The organism is Caldimonas manganoxidans ATCC BAA-369, from assembly GCF_000381125.1.
Classification (GTDB): domain Bacteria; phylum Pseudomonadota; class Gammaproteobacteria; order Burkholderiales; family Burkholderiaceae_C; genus Caldimonas; species Caldimonas manganoxidans.
The window spans coordinates 39,237-54,586 of sequence record NZ_KB905929.1 but is presented as its reverse complement, the minus strand read 5'-3'; the positions used below and the strand labels follow the sequence as shown (position 1 = coordinate 54,586).

At 66.9% G+C, this 15,350-nt stretch carries 13 protein-coding genes; 3 read left to right on the top strand and 10 right to left on the bottom strand.

Translation table 11 applies throughout. The annotated features are described in order from the left end of the window. Positions 1-33 precede the first annotated feature (33 nt). Genes F615_RS0100250 through flgB form a run of 7 tightly spaced genes read right to left on the bottom strand, consistent with a single transcriptional unit; the run spans position 34 to position 5,187 of the window. Positions 34-708, bottom strand: coding sequence for a flagellar basal body L-ring protein FlgH (locus tag F615_RS0100250; RefSeq protein WP_019559164.1), 675 nt, complete (start codon positions 706-708; stop codon positions 34-36). A gap of 20 nt (positions 709-728) precedes the next feature. Continuing rightward, positions 729-1,511 carry a flagellar basal-body rod protein FlgG gene (gene flgG, locus F615_RS0100245; RefSeq protein ID WP_019559163.1) on the bottom strand — a complete coding sequence of 261 codons (783 nt, stop codon included), beginning with the start codon at positions 1,509-1,511 and terminating at the stop codon, positions 729-731. Between the two features lie 13 nt (positions 1,512-1,524). Further along, positions 1,525-2,256, bottom strand: coding sequence for a flagellar basal-body rod protein FlgF (flgF, locus tag F615_RS0100240; protein ID WP_019559162.1), 732 nt, complete (start codon positions 2,254-2,256; stop codon positions 1,525-1,527). 28 nt (positions 2,257-2,284) lie between these two features. Further along, a complete protein-coding gene (flgE, locus tag F615_RS0100235; protein ID WP_019559161.1) occupies positions 2,285-3,637 on the bottom strand; it encodes a flagellar hook protein FlgE in 1,353 nt (450 codons plus the stop codon). A gap of 37 nt (positions 3,638-3,674) precedes the next feature. Next, positions 3,675-4,322, bottom strand: a complete 648-nt coding sequence (locus tag F615_RS0100230) for a flagellar hook assembly protein FlgD (RefSeq protein ID WP_019559160.1) — start codon at positions 4,320-4,322, stop codon at positions 3,675-3,677. A 24-nt stretch (positions 4,323-4,346) separates the two neighbouring features. Then, the gene (flgC, locus tag F615_RS0100225) at positions 4,347-4,763 is read right to left on the bottom strand and encodes a flagellar basal body rod protein FlgC (protein WP_019559159.1); all 417 of its coding nucleotides are present in this window, start codon (positions 4,761-4,763) and stop codon (positions 4,347-4,349) included. A 10-nt stretch (positions 4,764-4,773) separates the two neighbouring features. Beyond that, positions 4,774-5,187 carry a flagellar basal body rod protein FlgB gene (flgB, locus tag F615_RS0100220; protein ID WP_019559158.1) on the bottom strand — a complete coding sequence of 138 codons (414 nt, stop codon included), beginning with the start codon at positions 5,185-5,187 and terminating at the stop codon, positions 4,774-4,776. A 286-nt stretch (positions 5,188-5,473) separates the two neighbouring features. On the opposite strand from flgB, the gene flgA reads away from it, so the two are divergent. The 3 genes from flgA (at position 5,474) to F615_RS17445 (ending at position 7,030) form a co-directional block, all read left to right on the top strand. Next, on the top strand, positions 5,474-6,145 hold the full coding sequence (gene flgA / locus F615_RS0100215) for a flagellar basal body P-ring formation chaperone FlgA (RefSeq protein WP_156824482.1): 672 nt from the start codon (positions 5,474-5,476) through the stop codon (positions 6,143-6,145). A gap of 94 nt (positions 6,146-6,239) precedes the next feature. Further along, positions 6,240-6,545, top strand: coding sequence for a flagellar biosynthesis anti-sigma factor FlgM (flgM, locus tag F615_RS0100210; RefSeq protein WP_019559156.1), 306 nt, complete (start codon positions 6,240-6,242; stop codon positions 6,543-6,545). 68 nt (positions 6,546-6,613) lie between these two features. After that, a complete protein-coding gene (locus F615_RS17445; protein WP_019559155.1) occupies positions 6,614-7,030 on the top strand; it encodes a hypothetical protein in 417 nt (138 codons plus the stop codon). Positions 7,031-7,076: 46 nt separating this feature from the next. Here F615_RS17445 and F615_RS17440 read toward each other — a convergent pair whose 3' ends face one another. The 3 genes from F615_RS17440 to F615_RS0100190 form a co-directional block, all read right to left on the bottom strand. After that, the gene (locus F615_RS17440; protein ID WP_019559154.1) at positions 7,077-12,995 is read right to left on the bottom strand and encodes a non-ribosomal peptide synthetase; all 5,919 of its coding nucleotides are present in this window, start codon (positions 12,993-12,995) and stop codon (positions 7,077-7,079) included. Between the two features lie 221 nt (positions 12,996-13,216). Further along, positions 13,217-14,524 carry a methyl-accepting chemotaxis protein gene (locus F615_RS0100195; protein WP_245558300.1) on the bottom strand — a complete coding sequence of 436 codons (1,308 nt, stop codon included), beginning with the start codon at positions 14,522-14,524 and terminating at the stop codon, positions 13,217-13,219. A 106-nt stretch (positions 14,525-14,630) separates the two neighbouring features. Then, positions 14,631-15,344, bottom strand: coding sequence for an RNA polymerase sigma factor FliA (locus F615_RS0100190; RefSeq protein WP_019559152.1), 714 nt, complete (start codon positions 15,342-15,344; stop codon positions 14,631-14,633). Between the last annotated feature and the right edge of the window lie 6 nt (positions 15,345-15,350).

Here is a 15,350-nt window from a genome sequence, read left to right as displayed (position 1 = left end):
GTCCTCGAAACTTGAGGACATTGTTGGCCTCGCTTAGAAGGGAATAACGCTCAAAAAGAAGCGGGCCAGCCAGCCAATTCCCTGCGCTTCAGCCTGTTGGCCGCGGCCACGGTAGTCGATGCGCACATCGGCGATCTGCGAGGAATTGACGACGTTGCCGGGCTGGATCGAACGCGGATCGACACGGCCGGTGAAGCGCATCACTTCCACGTTTTGATTCAAGCCGATCTGCTTTTCGCCACCGATGATCAGGTGTCCATTGGGCAGCACCTCTAGCACGGTAGCGCTGATGGTGCCAGTGAAGTTGTTGGTGGCTTCCGTGCCCCCTTTGCCGGAGAAAGTGTTCTCGGACTTGCCGCCCACACTGGCACGCCCGAACGAGTTGGGATTGATGCCAGGCAAGGCCGTGATGCTGCCGGAGATGCTGCCGGTTTTCTCCACCGTGGAGGCCGAACGCTGACTGGCCTGCACGCGCTCGACGATGTTGACCGTGAGACTGTCGCCCACCAGACGGGCGCGATGATCTTCGAACAATGGTCGATAGCTGGCCGCTTGGAACAGCCCCCCGTTGTGAGCCGGCGCATAGGCCACGGCCTGGGGCCGTGCGGTCATCGTCTCGGGCATCTCGACCTTGGGGGCCAGGGTCTGGCAGCCGGCCAGCAGGCCCGCACCCAGGACCAGACTGCAGGAGATCCAGCGTTGCATCATCGGTCCTCGATCGGTGAGTCTCAGAGCTGAGCCAGGCGCTGCAGCATCTGGTCGGAGGTTTGGATGGCCTTGGAGTTGAGCTCGTAGGCTCGCTGGGTTTGGATCATGCCGATCAACTCCTCGACCACGTTGACATTGGACGTTTCGAGAAAGCCTTGCTGCAAGGTGCCCAAGCCTTCGCTGCCGGGCACGCCGGCCGTGGGCGGGCCGGATGCGGCCGTCTCGACGTAGAGGTTTTGCCCCCGCGGATCCAAGCCGCCGGGATTGACGAAACTGACCAGCTGCAAGGTGCCCAATTGCACCGGCTGGGCCGAGCCGGGCACCACGGCGGTGACCACACCATCGGCTCCGATGGTGATGCTGCTGGTATTGGGCGGGATGGTGATGCCTGGGGCCACCGGAAAGCCATTGTTGGTGACCAGCCGGCCGGTGGCATCGGTCTTGAACGAGCCGTCCCGGGTATAGGCCGAGGTGCCATCGGGCATTTGGATCTCGAAGAAGCCGTTGCCATTGATCGCCACGTCCAGCGGGTTGCTGGACTGTTGCAAGCTGCCTTGGGTGAAACTGCGTGCCGTGGCCACAGCGCGGGTGCCCAGGCCCACTTGCAATCCGGTGGGCAACTGGGCTTGCTCGGCCGTGTTGGCGCCGCTTTGACGCAGGTTCTGATAGATCAGGTCCTCGAATTGGGCGCTGGACCGCTTGTAGCCGGTGGTGGCCACGTTGGCCAGGTTGTTGGAGACATGATCCAGCTGGATCTGTTGAGCCTCCATGCCGGTCTTCGAGATCCATAGCGAACGCATCATGGCAGGAGCTCCTTCAGGGGTTGGTCGACAACAGCTTGGCCGAGACGTTTTCGTTTTGCTCGGCGGTCTTGAGCATCTTCATCTGATGCTCGAACTGGCGCGCCGCGGAGATCATGGCCACCATGGTCTCGATGGCGCTCACGTTCGATCCTTCGAGCGCGCCATCTTGGAGGCGGGCATTCGGGTCGGCAGGCAGTTCCTGGCCGTCGGCGCTGCGAAACAGGCCGTCCGCCCCCCGCTTGAGCGCGGCCTCGGGCGTCACCAACTTCAAGCGGGCCACCGGAAGGTTTTGTCCATTGGGGGCTCGCGCACTGACGGTGCCGTCCGGCGCGATGCTCAGCTGCGCATTGGGCGGGGCCTGTATCGGCCCGCCATCGCCAAGCACGACCAGGCCGCTTTGCGTCATCAACGTGCCGTCAGCCGCCACGGTGAGCGCACCGGCACGGGTGTAGGCTTCGGTGCCGTCCAGCGCCTGCACCGCCAACCAGGCATTGCCTTGCAGGGCCACATCCAGCGGCCGGCCGGTGTGCTGCACCGGGCCGGGCGCAGCGTCGTAGCCGGTGGTGGTCTCCAACGCATAGACCCGGGTGCTGGCACCGTCGCCGCGCACCGGCACGGCCCGGAACGCCTGCAACTCGGCGCGAAATCCGGTGGTGGACACATTGGCCAGGTTGTGCGCCAGCACATCCTGGCGCTGCATCGTGGCCTTGGCGCCGGACATGGCCAGATAGATCATGCGGTCCATGGAGGCTCCTGCGGTTTAAGCCTGAGGATCAACGCAGGCTGACCAGCGTCTGCAACACTTGGTCCTGCGTGCGGATGGTCTGGGCATTGGCCTGGTAGGCGCGCTGTGCGGTGATCATGTTGACCAGTTCGGCCGTCAGGTCGACGTTGGACTCCTCCAAGGCGCCGGCCTGAAGCACCCCCATGTTGCCCGAGCCCGGCGCACTGACGGTCGGGTCGCCCGAGGCATAGGTGGCCGCCCACACATTGCCACCCAGAGGCTGCAGACCCTGCGGATTGCGGAAGGTGGCCAACTCGACTTGACCGGCCGGGCGCGATTGACCGTTGGAGAAGCGGGCCATGATGATGCCGCTGCTGTCGATCGTCACCCCCACCAACTGACCCGGCGCATAGCCGTTTTGCGTCAGGTTGGTCACGCCGAAGGTGGTGCCATACTGGGTCGAGTTGCCCATGTTGAGCTCGATGCCGTTGATGGGCAAGGTCGAGCTGCCATCCGGACGCACGGTGGCCGGCACGTCGATGGGGATGCGTCCGTCCGTCGAAGTGCCACCCCCGCCCATGTAATAGGTGATCGAGCCGCCACCGGCGGCCGTGGGGTTGCCGCCCGAAGCCGGTGGGTAGTTGATCGTGGCCACCGGAGCCGGGCTGGCGCTGGTGCCCATCAGCGGCACGCCATTGGCCGTGGCATACACGTCCCAAGTGTTGGCCGCGGTCTTCTGAAAATAATAGGTCACGGCAACGTCTTGTCCCATCGCATCGAACAGCGTCACCGAGGTGGCATTGTTGAAGGTGGTCGGGTCGTTGAAGTTGATGCCGCCACCGCTTGGGCGGGTGATGGCCGCCCGCGAGTCGAGGTTGAATTCGAGTTCGATCGCCGTGGTGGGATTCGGGTTGATGCCCGCGGTGGGCAGCTGGATCGGGCGCGCCTGCTGAGGTGTGATGACCCCGGTGGCATTGGCCACATAGCCCAACAAGACCTGCCCTTGATTGTTGACGATGTAGCCGTTGCGATCGACCTTGAATTGCCCATTGCGCGTGTACAACGGCGGCCCATCCATCGTAGGCGGCGTGTTGGGAGCGGCATTGGGGTCGCGCACCACGTCGGCCACTTGGAAGAAGCCTGCGCCATTGATGGCCAGATCCAATGGGTTTTCGGTGGTGGTGATGTTGCCCTGGGTGAATTGCTGGGCCACCGCGGCCAGGCGAACCCCGATGCCGATGTTGGTGGCGCCAGAGCCGTTCATCGCGGCGGCATACATGTCGGCAAACTCGGCACGTGCCGTCTTGGCCCCGAAGGTGCCGGCGTTGGCCACGTTGTTGCCGATGACGTCCAGGTTCTTGCTCGAAGCATTCAAACCGGAGAGACCTTGCTGGAAGCCCATGGTGCGTTGTCCTCGTGGATGGTGAAGCGGGCTCGCTTCAGTGGTAGACCACAGCAGCGACCTTGTTGTACGGCACGGTCGCTCCGCTGAAGAGATCGAGTTCGAGGCCGTTGGCCGTGGTGCTGACGGCGCCGACGGTTTCACGGGCGAAGGTGTCGGCTTGGATCGTGGTCTTGCCCGATGTGGCGCTCACTTTGAAGCTCACCTGCGACGGCTGCGTGCCTTGCGGCGGCGTCCAGACGAAATGATGGCGGCCCTTGCCCAGGGCGCCCAGGCTGAGGCGGTCGATCACCTGGCCCGATGCATCGATGATTTCCACATTGACCAGGTCCGCATCGCCGTGCAACTCGAAGGCTGCGCGTGCCTCGCCGTCGACGATGTTCATGTGGTTGCCCGCGACCAGCACGTCGCGCCCAATGAGCGCCGCGCCTTGCAGCGCCTGGGCCTGGGTGAAGGAATACGCCATGGTCTGCAGGCTGGCATTGAGCTTTTCGATGCCGGTGACGGTCTGGATTTGCGCCATCTGGCTGGTGACCTGCGCGTTGTCCAAAGGATTGAGCGGATCCTGGTTCTGCATCTGTGCCACGAGCAACTTCAGGAAACGATCCTGCGCCCCGATGTCATTGCTCGTGGAGATGCCCGAGGTGCTGCTTTTGGTGGTGCCGTTGATGGCGGACAGGTCCATGGTTTGCCTTCAGGGGGTGCGGACTCACTGGCCCATTTGCAAGGTCTTGAGCAGCAGGCTCTTGGCCGTGTTCATGACCTCGACATTGTTTTGATAGGAGCGCGACGCGGAGATCATGTTGACCATTTCCTCCACGACGTTGACATTGCTGTAAGTGACATAGCCTTCGGCATCGGCCTGCGGATGAGACGGGTCGTGTACGCGGCGCCCAGGGGTGGCATCTTCGACGACCTTGGCGACTTTCACGCCGGCGGCCGAAACGTCGCCGGAGTGGGCGCCCATCAGCACGGTCTGGAAGACCACTTGGCGCGCCTTGTAAGCCTGACCGTCGGGGCCGGCCACGGTGTCTGCATTGGCCAGGTTGCTGGCCACCGTGTTCAGCCGTTGCGACTGAGCGCTGACTGCGCTGCCCGAGATGTTGAAGATGTTGAACATCGACATGCGTCGCTCCTCACTGTCCGGTGATGGCACTGAGCAGGGTGCGCACACTGCCATTGATGAAGCGCAGCGTGGCTTCGTAGCGCACGGCGTTGTCGGCAAAGGCCGCTCGCTCGCGATCCATGTCCACGGTGTTGCTGTCCAGGTTGGTTTGCGCAGGCCGTGCGTACAGCAACGTGGTGGGCGTGCGAGCGGGGGGCGCCGCAGCGATGTGTGCGGCATGGCTGGTGAGCATCACTGGGCCTGCGGCTGCATTGCTGCGCCCGGCGGTGGCTTGTTGGAGCGCCGCGGCAAAGTCCATGTCGCGCGCCACATAGCCGGGGGTGTCGGCATTGGCGATATTGCTGGCGATGATGCGTTGGCGCTCGGCCCGCAGCACCAAGGCCTCGGACTGGAAGTTCAGCGATTGAGTCAGACGGTCCAACATGGCGCCATTCCCGTGCGCCCATGCGGGGCGCGGCGTCCGGCTCGGCAGCCCCAAGGGGATGCAGGGCCGGCAGATTGAGGGCCATTGTTCTGCGCCAAGCCGCCGAACATTAGTGGAAATAGCCGCACAAAACCTGTCCATTTCCCGCCCCGCAGGCCACAGGCGCGGCACTAAAGTGCGCTGGGTCGAAGTGCCAAACGCCATGAACCCCGTCTGCACGCCCTACCACCGCCTCCTGCACCGACCGACGCTCGGATGCTGGCTCGTGTGGGCTGCCTGCGTGGGCATGCCCGCTGCCGCAAACCCCTTGGACATCGATCTGCCCACGCAGCTGCGTTCGCTGGCCCAGGCTCATCATCAGCAACTGTCGAGTGCCGCGGGCGCGCCCGCAGCCCGCCCCACCCGCATCGAGGTGGAGGTCGGTGCGCTCGATGCCCGGGTGAGACTGGCGCCGTGCTCACGCATGGAGCCCTATCTGCCGGCCGGTGCGCGGCCATGGGGCCGCACCCGCGTCGGGGTGCGCTGCGTCGAAGGACCCACACGCTGGAACGTGTTCCTGCCGGTGACGGTGCGTGTGTTCGGTCCGGCCGTCGTGGCCGTCAGCGCGCTGCCAGCAGGCACGCGGCTGCAAGCATCGCTGTTGCGCACCGTCGAAGCCGACTGGGCGGCCGAGCCTTCACCAGCGCTCAGCGATGCATCCGCACTGACCGACCGGGTACTGGCCCGGCCTCTGGCAGCCGGCCAGGTCTTGAGAGACAGTCATCTGCGGCCGATACAGTGGTTTGCCAGCGGCGATACGGTGCGCATCATCGCTCGAGGCCAAGGTTTTGCCGTCAGCAGCCAGGGACGAGCGCTGACGCCCGGACTGGCCGGTCGCCTAGCCCGCGTGCGAACGGACAACGGCCGCATCGTCACCGGCGTGGCCAGCGCCGAGGGCGTGCTGGAGGTGAATTTGTGACCAAATGTAAAAATTTCGAGATCGGGGCTCAAGTTCGCCATCGAGCGGTCGATACAGCGATCATGTCGGACCGGACTCGGTCCAGGAGCAGGTCATGAAGATCGTTCACACCACGGATTCCGCTGCCCTTGCAGCAGGCCAAAGCCGCCTGGCCGCAGGTGAGGCACGTCCGGCTGCCGCTGGCACCGCCACCGCAGCCTCCACCCCCAGCGAAAGCGCCACCGTGAAGCTGTCCAGCACCGCGGCCAGTCTCATGGCCAGCACGCCCGAATTCGATGCCGAAAAGGTGGCCGCCATCCGCCAAGCCATTGCCGACGGCACCTTCAAGCCCAATGCCGAGGCGATTGCCGACAAATTGATCGCCAACGCGCAGGAGCTGCTTCAACGCATGAATCGCTGATGCCTGCCCGGGGCCAGTTGCCCCGGCTCCTCTCTGATCCAGACCTTCTCCTCCGGACCGAGCCACCGATGTCTGCACACGCCCTGCCCCCGACCACGGCCGCCCTGGCGGCCACCGCTGCTTGCGACCTGGAACCCGCCATCGCCGAGGTGGAGACGCGATTGCAGGCCCTGGGCGATGCGCTGCTGTCACGCGATGCCACGGCGCTGGAACGCTGCGCCGGCGAACTGCATCGCGCCTTGACCGAGGCGGTGACACGTTTCAGCCTAGCGGCCCGCCACGGCGCTCAGGTGCCCCGTGCGTTGCGCCAGCGTCTGGTGCGGGCCACCGGCGCCGTGGCGGCCCAGCGTGAGAGCCTGTCGCGCGCCACGGCCGCGCTCGATCGCGCCATGGACGTGCTGATTCCCACCGAGCCGCAGCCCGTCTACCGGGCCGTGCCAGGGCGCGCCTTCGGCACCGCCACACGCGGATCGCTGCGGGTCTGAGCCTCGAGCCCCCTGTTGAAGCCGCCAGGCGCGGCCGCGCCCGGCCTCAGGCCGCAGGCGCCAATTGCGCAAGCAGCTCCCGGACATGGGCCGCCAGCTGCTGCACCTGGGGAGCGCGCAAGATGCTCAAATGGTCGCCGGGCACTTCGCGCACCACGAGCCGGCTGAGCACGTCTTGCCATCCCATATCGGGCGTGAGCGCTTCGGTCTCGAGCGCACGCACGAGCATCACCAAGCCGTCGTAAGGCCGCGGCTGGTAAGCGCGGCGGGCTCGCTGATACAGGCGTTCACGGGCGCGAAGCAGCTCGGCGTCGGGCCCCTCGCCTCCAGCGGCCTGCGGGGGGGCCACCGTCACGCGCCCGCGCCCCAGGCGTGCGGCCAGCGGCAGGCGGCCCCGCGCCAACCGATGGCCCTGACGACGCAGCCATTGCAAACCCTCCGGCACGAGGCGCAGGGGGCGGGCCGTATCGAACATCAGCACACAGTCCACCACTTCACCGGCCATGCGCAGTTGCCTGGCCATCTCGAGGGCCAACAGTCCGCCGAAGGACAGCCCGGCCAAGCGATACGGTCCGCTGCGCTGCCGTTCGCGCAACAAACACAGGTAGTCGGCCGCCAGACGCTCGACGGTGAGGCCGCCATGACAGGGATGCCCGTGCGCATCGAGGAATCCGAGCTCGGCAGGAACGAACAAGCCATACACAGGCATCTGCGGAGCCAAGGCGTCGGCCAGCGGCTGATAAATGTGCACACCGCACACACAGTGCAACGGTGGCTGCGTGCCCTGCGCTTGCAAGCACACCATCGTGGCTTCGTGCAGCCGGCACCCGCTGTCCAACGCCTCGCACAGGGTGGCCACGGTGGGATGCTCGAACACCTGAGCCAGGCTGCAGGGCACGCGCAGCCGAGCCTCGATGCGTTGGACCAATCGAACGGCCAACAAGGAATGCCCACCCAGGTCGAAAAAGTCTTCGTGCACGCCGAAGCGGCGGTGTCCAAGCACGTCGGCCCAAATGTCCCACAAGGCCTGTTCGGCCGCATGGCGAGGAGGCACCCACCGATCGGATGCCGTCGGCTCGGCCGGGGCTGGCAGGCGACGACGATCGAGTTTGCCATTGGGCAACACCGGCAGGCGGTCGATGAAGACGAGGTGCTGCGGCTGCATGTAGTCGGGCAGGCGGGCGCGCAACCGCTCGCGCAAGGCATGGCGCAAATCGTCGTGGGCGGCGGCCGGCACATCGGCCTGGACATAGGCCACCAGCCGAACATCACCCGGACGGTCTTCACGGCGGATCACGACAGCCCGGTGCACCTGCTCGTGCGCGGTCAGCACGGCCTCGATCTCGGCCGGCTCGATGCGGTGGCCACGCAGCTTGATCTGATCATCCCATCGGCCCAAGTGCTCGAGCTGGCCGTCGGCGCGCCAGCGCACCCGGTCGCCGGTACGATAGAGGCGCTGCGGCGGCTCTCCAGGGCCCATGCGCCACTGGATGAAGCGCTCGGACGTCAGTTCCGGGCGGCGCCAATAGCCCAGAGCCAAGCCTGCCCCCCCGAGATACAGCTCACCGGCCACGCCCTGCGGGCACGGCTGGCGCTGCGCATCCAGCACCCAGGCCACGGTGTTGGCGATGGGGCGTCCGATCGTCAGCTGTTCAGGACATGCGGAGACGATGCGCGCACAGGTGGACCACACGGTGGTCTCGGTGGGGCCATACAGGTTCCAGACTTCGGCCCCCGCCGCGAGCAATCGCGCGGCCAGCTCTTGCGGCAGGGGCTCACCGCCCACCAGGGCCTTCAAGCCGCCGGCAGGGCCATGCCAGCCGGCCTCCAGCACCGATTGCCAGCGCGACGGCGTGGCCTGCATGCCGGTGATGCGGCCGCTTTCAAGCCAGTGCCTGAGCGCGCTGCCGCTGCGAGCTTGCTCGTCCGTGGCCAGCACGATGCATGCACCGCAGCCCAGGGGCAGCAAGGTTTCCAGCACGGCGATGTCGAAGCTCAACGTGGTCACGGCCAGCCACCGCTGGCCCGGCGCCATGCCCGGCTCACAGGCCATGCTGGCCAGAAAGTTCACCACCGCGCCGTGCGGCACGACCACCCCCTTGGGGCGCCCGGTCGATCCCGAGGTGTAGATCACGTAGGCCGGGTCCTGCGCCGCGATGGACCAGACGGCGTCGTCCTCAGGCAGTGCCTGCCCCTGCTCCACCAAGGCGGCCACAGTGGCCGTGGCCACCCCCGCGGCCCAGGATGGCGCGGTCTCGGCAATCAGCAAGGCCAAGGCGGCGTCCTCGGCCATGTCGGCCAGGCGGGCGCTGGGATAGGTCGGGTCCAAGGGCACGTAAGCCGCCCCCGAGCGCAGCACGCCCAATTGAGCCACCAACAGGTCGGGGTGCCGGCGCAAGCTCAACCCGACGCGCTGCCCCGTGCCGATGCCACGCTGGCGCAAGGCGCGCGCCAAGGCCAGGCTGCGCCGCCCCAGTTGCTCATAGGTCAGCACGCCATCGGCGCTTTCCACCGCCGGCTGGGTGGCCTGCCGCTCGAAGGCCGGTGCCAGCCAAGACCACACGTCGCCCGCAGGCAAGGGCCGCACCGGCCCTGCGGCCCAGGCGCGCAAGGTCTCCAGCTCCTGCGGCGCGAGCATGGGCAGCTCGGCAATGGGCCGCGTCGGCATGCTCACGACGGCCTCGAGCAAGGCAAGATAGTGACGCGCCCAGCGCTGCACGGTGGACGGCTCGAACAAATCGAGCGCGTACTCGAAGATGACCGAGCGATCCAGCTCCGCATCGACGATGACGGCCACATCGAACTGGGCCGCCTGGCGGTCGAAATCCAGCCGTGACCAGCGCAGCCCGGGAAATTCGATCTCGCCCAGCGGAACGTTGACCATGTTGAAGAGCACTTGAAAGAGCGGGGAGCGGCTGCTGTCACGCCCCACCCCCAATTCGCGCACCAACAGCTCGAAAGGCATGTCCTGGTGAGCATAGGCTTCCAAGGCGGTGTGACGCACCTGTGCCAAAAAGGTCTCGAAGCTCGCGCAAGGGTCGAGCCGGTTGCGCAGCACCAGGGTGTTGACGAAGGTGCCCAGCAGGTCTTCGGTGGCCAAGTGGTGGCGGTTTGCGATGGGCATGCCGAGGGCCAGATCGGTCTGTCCGCTGTGCCGGTACAGCAAAATCTTGAAGGCGGCCATCATCACCATGGCCAGGCTCGCCCGATGGCTTGCCCCCAGGGCCGTCAGCCGGTGCAGCACGTCCGCCGTCAAGGGCAAACGCACGCGCGAACCTTGGTAGCCCGGCTGAGGCGGGCGGGGATGGTCGGCCGGCAGCTCCAAGGGCTCCAAGTCGGCCAGCTGCTCGCGCCAATACGCCAGCTCTTGGGCATGACGGCATCCCGCATACCACTGACGATGCCAAGCCGCGAAATCAGCGTACTGCCATGACGGGGCGTTCGGCGCAGGGCCCGGCTTGCCACCGTGGTGGCGGGCATACGCGGCCGCCAGCTCCCGAGCCAACACGGCAAAGGACCACTGATCCCCGATCAGATGGTGTTGCACGATCAGGAACACGTGCTCGTCGCTGCCCAAAGGCAGCAGGTACAGGCGCATCAGCGGCCCTCCAGCGAGATCGAAGGGCTGTTGCGACAGCCGTGCCAGCAAGGCATGGACGGCGGGATCGTCCGCCCCCCGCACCTGCCCCGGCGGCTGCACGGTCTCGATGGCGATGGGCGCTTCGGCCCGCACCCGGGGACGCACGGTCTGCCCCTCCAGCACGAACACGGTGCGCAGGATGTCATGTCGCCGCACCAGTTCGTCGACCGCGGCTTGCAAGGCCTGGGCATCGAGTCGGCCGAGCAAGCGCAAGGCCAGCGGCATGTGGTAGGCCGTGCTGGCCGGTGCCAGCTGTTGCATGAACCACATGCGTTCCTGGGCAAAGGACAGCACCGGTTCGACAGCCACAGGCAACGGCGTGGGCGCCAAGGCCGGGGCCCCCGTCGCGGCCTGTTCCAAGCACCGGCTCAAACCGGCCGGCGTGGGCGACTCGAACAGCTGACGAACCGACAGCTCGACCCCGCTGAGAGCCCGCAGCCGCGACACGAGCTGCGTTGCCGTCAGGGAGTCGCCGCCCTGCTCGAAAAAATGGGCCTGCGGGTCGGCCGCCCGTCCGGCCCCCAGGACCGCGTCCCAGGCGGCCGCAACGGCAGGATGCACCCCCTGGGGCGCTGCGGCCGCGACCTCGGGGCCAAGTGGCCAGGCCTGCGCCCGCCAGCCATCCTGCCGGTAGCGTTCCCGAGCCAGTGCCCGTTGGGGTTTGCCGCTGGCGGTGCGCGGCAAACTGCCTGCGCGCAGCACCAACACCTCGGCCACCTCGACCTCGAAGGCGGCCGACACGGCGGATCGAACGGCTTGCGCGATCGCCCTTGCCTCGGTGAGGGCCATGCGGCCGCGGGCTTCGGCCAAGACCACCACCGCCTCGCCTGCGGCGGCCTCGACGCCAAAAGCCAGCGCCGTCCCCTCGGCCAGCGCCGGGTGGGCCCCCAGCGCTTCGGCCTCGATGTCCTGGGGATAGAGATTGCGCCCGCCGACGATGATGAGGTCTTTGAGCCGGCCGGTGATGTACAGCTCCCCTTCGTAGACGAAGCCCAGATCGCCGGTGCGCAGCCAAGCCTCGCCTTCCCCCCGCAACCGTGCCGAGAACACCTCATCGGCCGCGCCCTGCCAATAGCGTTGCGCGACACTGGGGCCACGCACCCAGATCTCGCCGACCTGTGCCTCGCCCAGCGCATGCGCTGCCGCCGGGTCCACGACCTGCAGCATCAGCCCCGGCAAGACCGGCCCACAAGACACCAAGGTGCGCGCGTCAGGGGTATCGGGGGCGACCGGTTGGACCCGCCCCTGCTCGAGGGCGGCGGCCGACAGCACCAGACGCCGTGGCGCACGGACCTGCGGCGACAGGCTGACCGTCAGCACCGCCTCGGCCAAGCCGTAGGCCGGCGCGAAGGCGGCAGGGTCGAATCCGAAAGGCCCGAAAGCCGCTTCGAAAGCCGCCAGCGTCGGCGCCCGCACCGGCTCGGCGCCACAGCTGGCCAGTCGCCAACATCGCAAGTCGGCGCTCCACCCCGGCTCGCGAGACAAGGCGCGCACGCAAGCGGCATAGGCAAAATCCGGGGCCCCGCTGATGGAGATGCCATGACGCGCAATGGCTTCCAGCCAACGCAGCGGTCGCCGCATGAAGACCCGCCGCGGCATCAAATACGACACGCTGTCGCGCAGCAAGGGCTCGATCACGCCCATCACGAGCCCATAGTCATGAAACCAAGGCAACCAACTCAAGGCGCGTGCCGGCAGCGACGCCCGCTGGCCCACGACATGGGCCAGTGCCTGCCCATGCGCCAGCACCTGGGCATGGGTGATCACCACCCCCCGAGGGGCCTGCGTGGAGCCCGAGGTGTACTGCAAATACGCCGCATCCTGGGGCTGCACGCCTGCGCCATCGGCCATGCCCGCTGGGGCCGCCCCATGCGCATCCCACAGGGTTTGTGGCGTGACCCATGCCATCGGCCCCAAGGCTGGGGGGGCCTCGCCCCGATCGCCCCCCCCACACACGCCGAGTGCGGCGTCGGCATCTTCGGCGATGCGATGCAGACGGTCCCAGCCTCGCGCGCCCAGGCGCAGGTCCGGCGCGGGCGCGGGGATGGGCACCAGGGCAGCCAGCACACAGGCCCAGAACAGCTCGACCGCCTCGACTCCGCCCTCGAAGGCCAGCAACACCCGCGCGCCCGCCGGGGCCCGCTCACGCAACCCGTGAGCCAGGTGCGTGGCGCGCTCGAGCAATTCGCCACGAGCGCGCGTCCAAGCGACCTCCCCTCGCTCATCGAGCCCCACATAGGCCAGCGCCTGCCCATCGGCACGGCAGCGCGAAAGAAACAGCCCCGCCAGCGTCTGCGCCGATGCGCAAGCGGCGCGATCCGGCACCTTCGCAGTGGATGAACAAGCCCCAGGAACGAGGACGGACGACGACACGATGAGGACGCGGAGAAGGCACTCGCGCCCTCCCCGATGCATGGAAATCACCGACGATGATGACCGATAGGCCTGCGGCGTTCATCCTCCATTTGGGGGAGCGCCCCCGCCGGCGCAGGGCGGCACCGAGCGATGCCCGGGCCGCAGCGCCACGCCGGCGGCCCGGCCGTGGCTCAAAACTGGTAGGCCAGCCGCAGGCCTCCCCAGTGCCGCCCCAGCACCTCGATGGGTGCAGAAACCTCCTTCATCAACACGAAGCGGCCGCCGCCCATGTCGCGGCGGTAGGTTTGCAGCAGGAAGGGCCGACGGTTGCGGGCGCTGGCCAAGCCGGTGCGGTCATTGAAGATGCGGCGGTAGCGGCTGTGGGCGGTGTTCCACTCCACGTCACCGAGACGCTGGGGCTGGCAGTACTTGCGATTGTGGGTCGGCACATAGCCGTTGCGGTCCACGGCAATGCAAAACACCACTTTGGGCGACAGCTGCAGCATTTTCTCCTGCACCTGGGGAAACAGCCGGTCGGCCAAGGCCACGAAGCGGGTTTCACACTGGGGCGGATTGGTCCCAGGAAGCGGACGGTATTGCTCGTCGAACAGGTCCTCCAGGCTGATCGCGCCGCTGCGCACGGCCTCTTCCAACAACTGCGCGATCTCGGAGGCGGCTTGCTGAGCCGCTTGGATGTAGGGCGTGTCCTCGGTTTCGATCCCGCTGGCGGCGGTCAGCTCCATCATGCGTTCGCTCAGCTTGAGGAAGGATTCGCTGCGCTGCAGGGCCTGCTCCAGGGCCTGGGTCGTCTGAGCGGTCTCGCGCTCGATGAGCGCCATTTCCTCATTCATGCCAGTGCTGAGCTGCCGGCTGTGCGCCGCCGCTTGGGCGATGCGCTGCACGCCGCTTTCGACTTCGGCCAATGCGGCGTGGAATGTGCCTTGTCGGCCTTCACTGCCGTCGCTACGAATCTCACGCGCCAGAGTGCCGATACGCTCGTCCAGCGTGCCAACCGTGCTCATGATTTGTTTGGAAGAAGCCTCCACACGCGCGGCCAAGTCCTTGACCGCGTCGGCCACGACCGCGAATCCTCGGCCGGCCTCGCCGGCCCGCTTGGCCTCGACCGACGCATTGAAGGCCACAAGCCGCGTCTGCATGGCAATCTGCGTGATCTGCTGCGCAGCATCGGCGACTTCGCGCAGCGTATCGACCACGCCAGCCACACCGTGGCCCACGCCTTCGACCGCCTCGCGCGCGCGCCCCACGGCCTGCAGACTGTGCTCGGTGACGTGGCCAATGCCATCCTGCGCTTCGACGATGGCGCGCAGATGTTGGGCCAGCGTCGAGACCGCCTGCTGCTGGCGTTGTGCACTGCGAATGCTGTCATCGAGCACGCCGCGCACCTCGGCGGCCTCGCGGCCGAGGCCCGAGGTCTCCTGCTGCAGCGACTGCACCAGCGTGCGTGCATCCATCGCGGCGCCCACGGCAGGCTCGGTCATCGGGGACTGGGGGGCGGGTGCCGGTTCAGGTCGGCCTTTGAACAACATCAACATCGTGTGCCTCCTCACCGTGCAGCGCCGCAACGGCTCGTTTCAAAAACTGGACTCACCAATCGCGCAGCTTGACCCGCAGCCGGGCGATCGACTGGCTGTGCAGCTGGCACACCCGCGATTCGGTCACGCCCAGCACGGCGGCGATTTCCTTCAGGTTCATGTCGTGTTCGTAGTACATGCTCATCACGAACTGCTCGCGCTCGGGCAGGGTCTTGATGGCCGCGACCAAGGCCTCGCGCAGTCGCCGGTCGTTGAGCTGGCTCAGCGGATCGGCCTCTTTGTCGACCACATGACGATCGAGGTAGTCGTGGTCCCCCTCCTCGCCACTCATGTCCTCCAGGTAGACGAGCTGGGTGCCACGCACCTTGTTGAGCAACTCCTGGTACTCCGCCAAGCTGATCCCCATTTCCTGGGCGATCTCGCTTTCCAGTGGCGCGCGGCCCAGCTTTTGTTCGAGCCGATGCACGGCCGCCTCGATGGAACGCTGCTGCTTGCGGCTGCCACGACTCATCCAATCGGCCCCGCGCAGCTCATCGAGCATGGCGCCACGGATGCGCTGGGTCGCGAAAGTCTCGAACTGCACGCCCTGGCTGGTATCGAAGCGGCTGAGCGCCTCGCTCAGACCGATCATGCCGACCTGAATGAGGTCGTCGATCTCCACGTTGGCCGGCAGCTTGGCGATCATCTGGTGCGCCAACCGACGGACCAACGGGCTGTATTGCTGCAGCATCGCGTGGTGGTCGAGGCGGCCTTTGGCGGTGTACATGGGCAA

What these genes read in the sequence shown, in the direction of transcription:
- F615_RS17445 (WP_019559155.1), top strand. Translation starts at nt 6,614, where the DNA reads ATGTCTGCACACGCCCTGCCCCCGACCACGGCCGCCCTGGCGGCCACC.
- F615_RS0100230 (WP_019559160.1), bottom strand. Translation starts at nt 4,322, where the DNA reads ATGGACCTGTCCGCCATCAACGGCACCACCAAAAGCAGCACCTCGGGC.
- flgG (WP_019559163.1), bottom strand. Translation starts at nt 1,511, where the DNA reads ATGATGCGTTCGCTATGGATCTCGAAGACCGGCATGGAGGCTCAACAG.
- flgA (WP_156824482.1), top strand. Translation starts at nt 5,474, where the DNA reads ATGCCCGCTGCCGCAAACCCCTTGGACATCGATCTGCCCACGCAGCTG.
- flgF (WP_019559162.1), bottom strand. Translation starts at nt 2,256, where the DNA reads ATGGACCGCATGATCTATCTGGCCATGTCCGGCGCCAAGGCCACGATG.
- flgB (WP_019559158.1), bottom strand. Translation starts at nt 5,187, where the DNA reads ATGTTGGACCGTCTGACTCAATCGCTGAACTTCCAGTCCGAGGCCTTG.
- F615_RS0100190 (WP_019559152.1), bottom strand. Translation starts at nt 15,344, where the DNA reads ATGTACACCGCCAAAGGCCGCCTCGACCACCACGCGATGCTGCAGCAA.
- flgC (WP_019559159.1), bottom strand. Translation starts at nt 4,763, where the DNA reads ATGTCGATGTTCAACATCTTCAACATCTCGGGCAGCGCAGTCAGCGCT.
- F615_RS0100250 (WP_019559164.1), bottom strand. Translation starts at nt 708, where the DNA reads ATGATGCAACGCTGGATCTCCTGCAGTCTGGTCCTGGGTGCGGGCCTG.
- flgM (WP_019559156.1), top strand. Translation starts at nt 6,240, where the DNA reads ATGAAGATCGTTCACACCACGGATTCCGCTGCCCTTGCAGCAGGCCAA.
- F615_RS0100195 (WP_245558300.1), bottom strand. Translation starts at nt 14,524, where the DNA reads ATGACCGAGCCTGCCGTGGGCGCCGCGATGGATGCACGCACGCTGGTG.
- flgE (WP_019559161.1), bottom strand. Translation starts at nt 3,637, where the DNA reads ATGGGCTTCCAGCAAGGTCTCTCCGGTTTGAATGCTTCGAGCAAGAAC.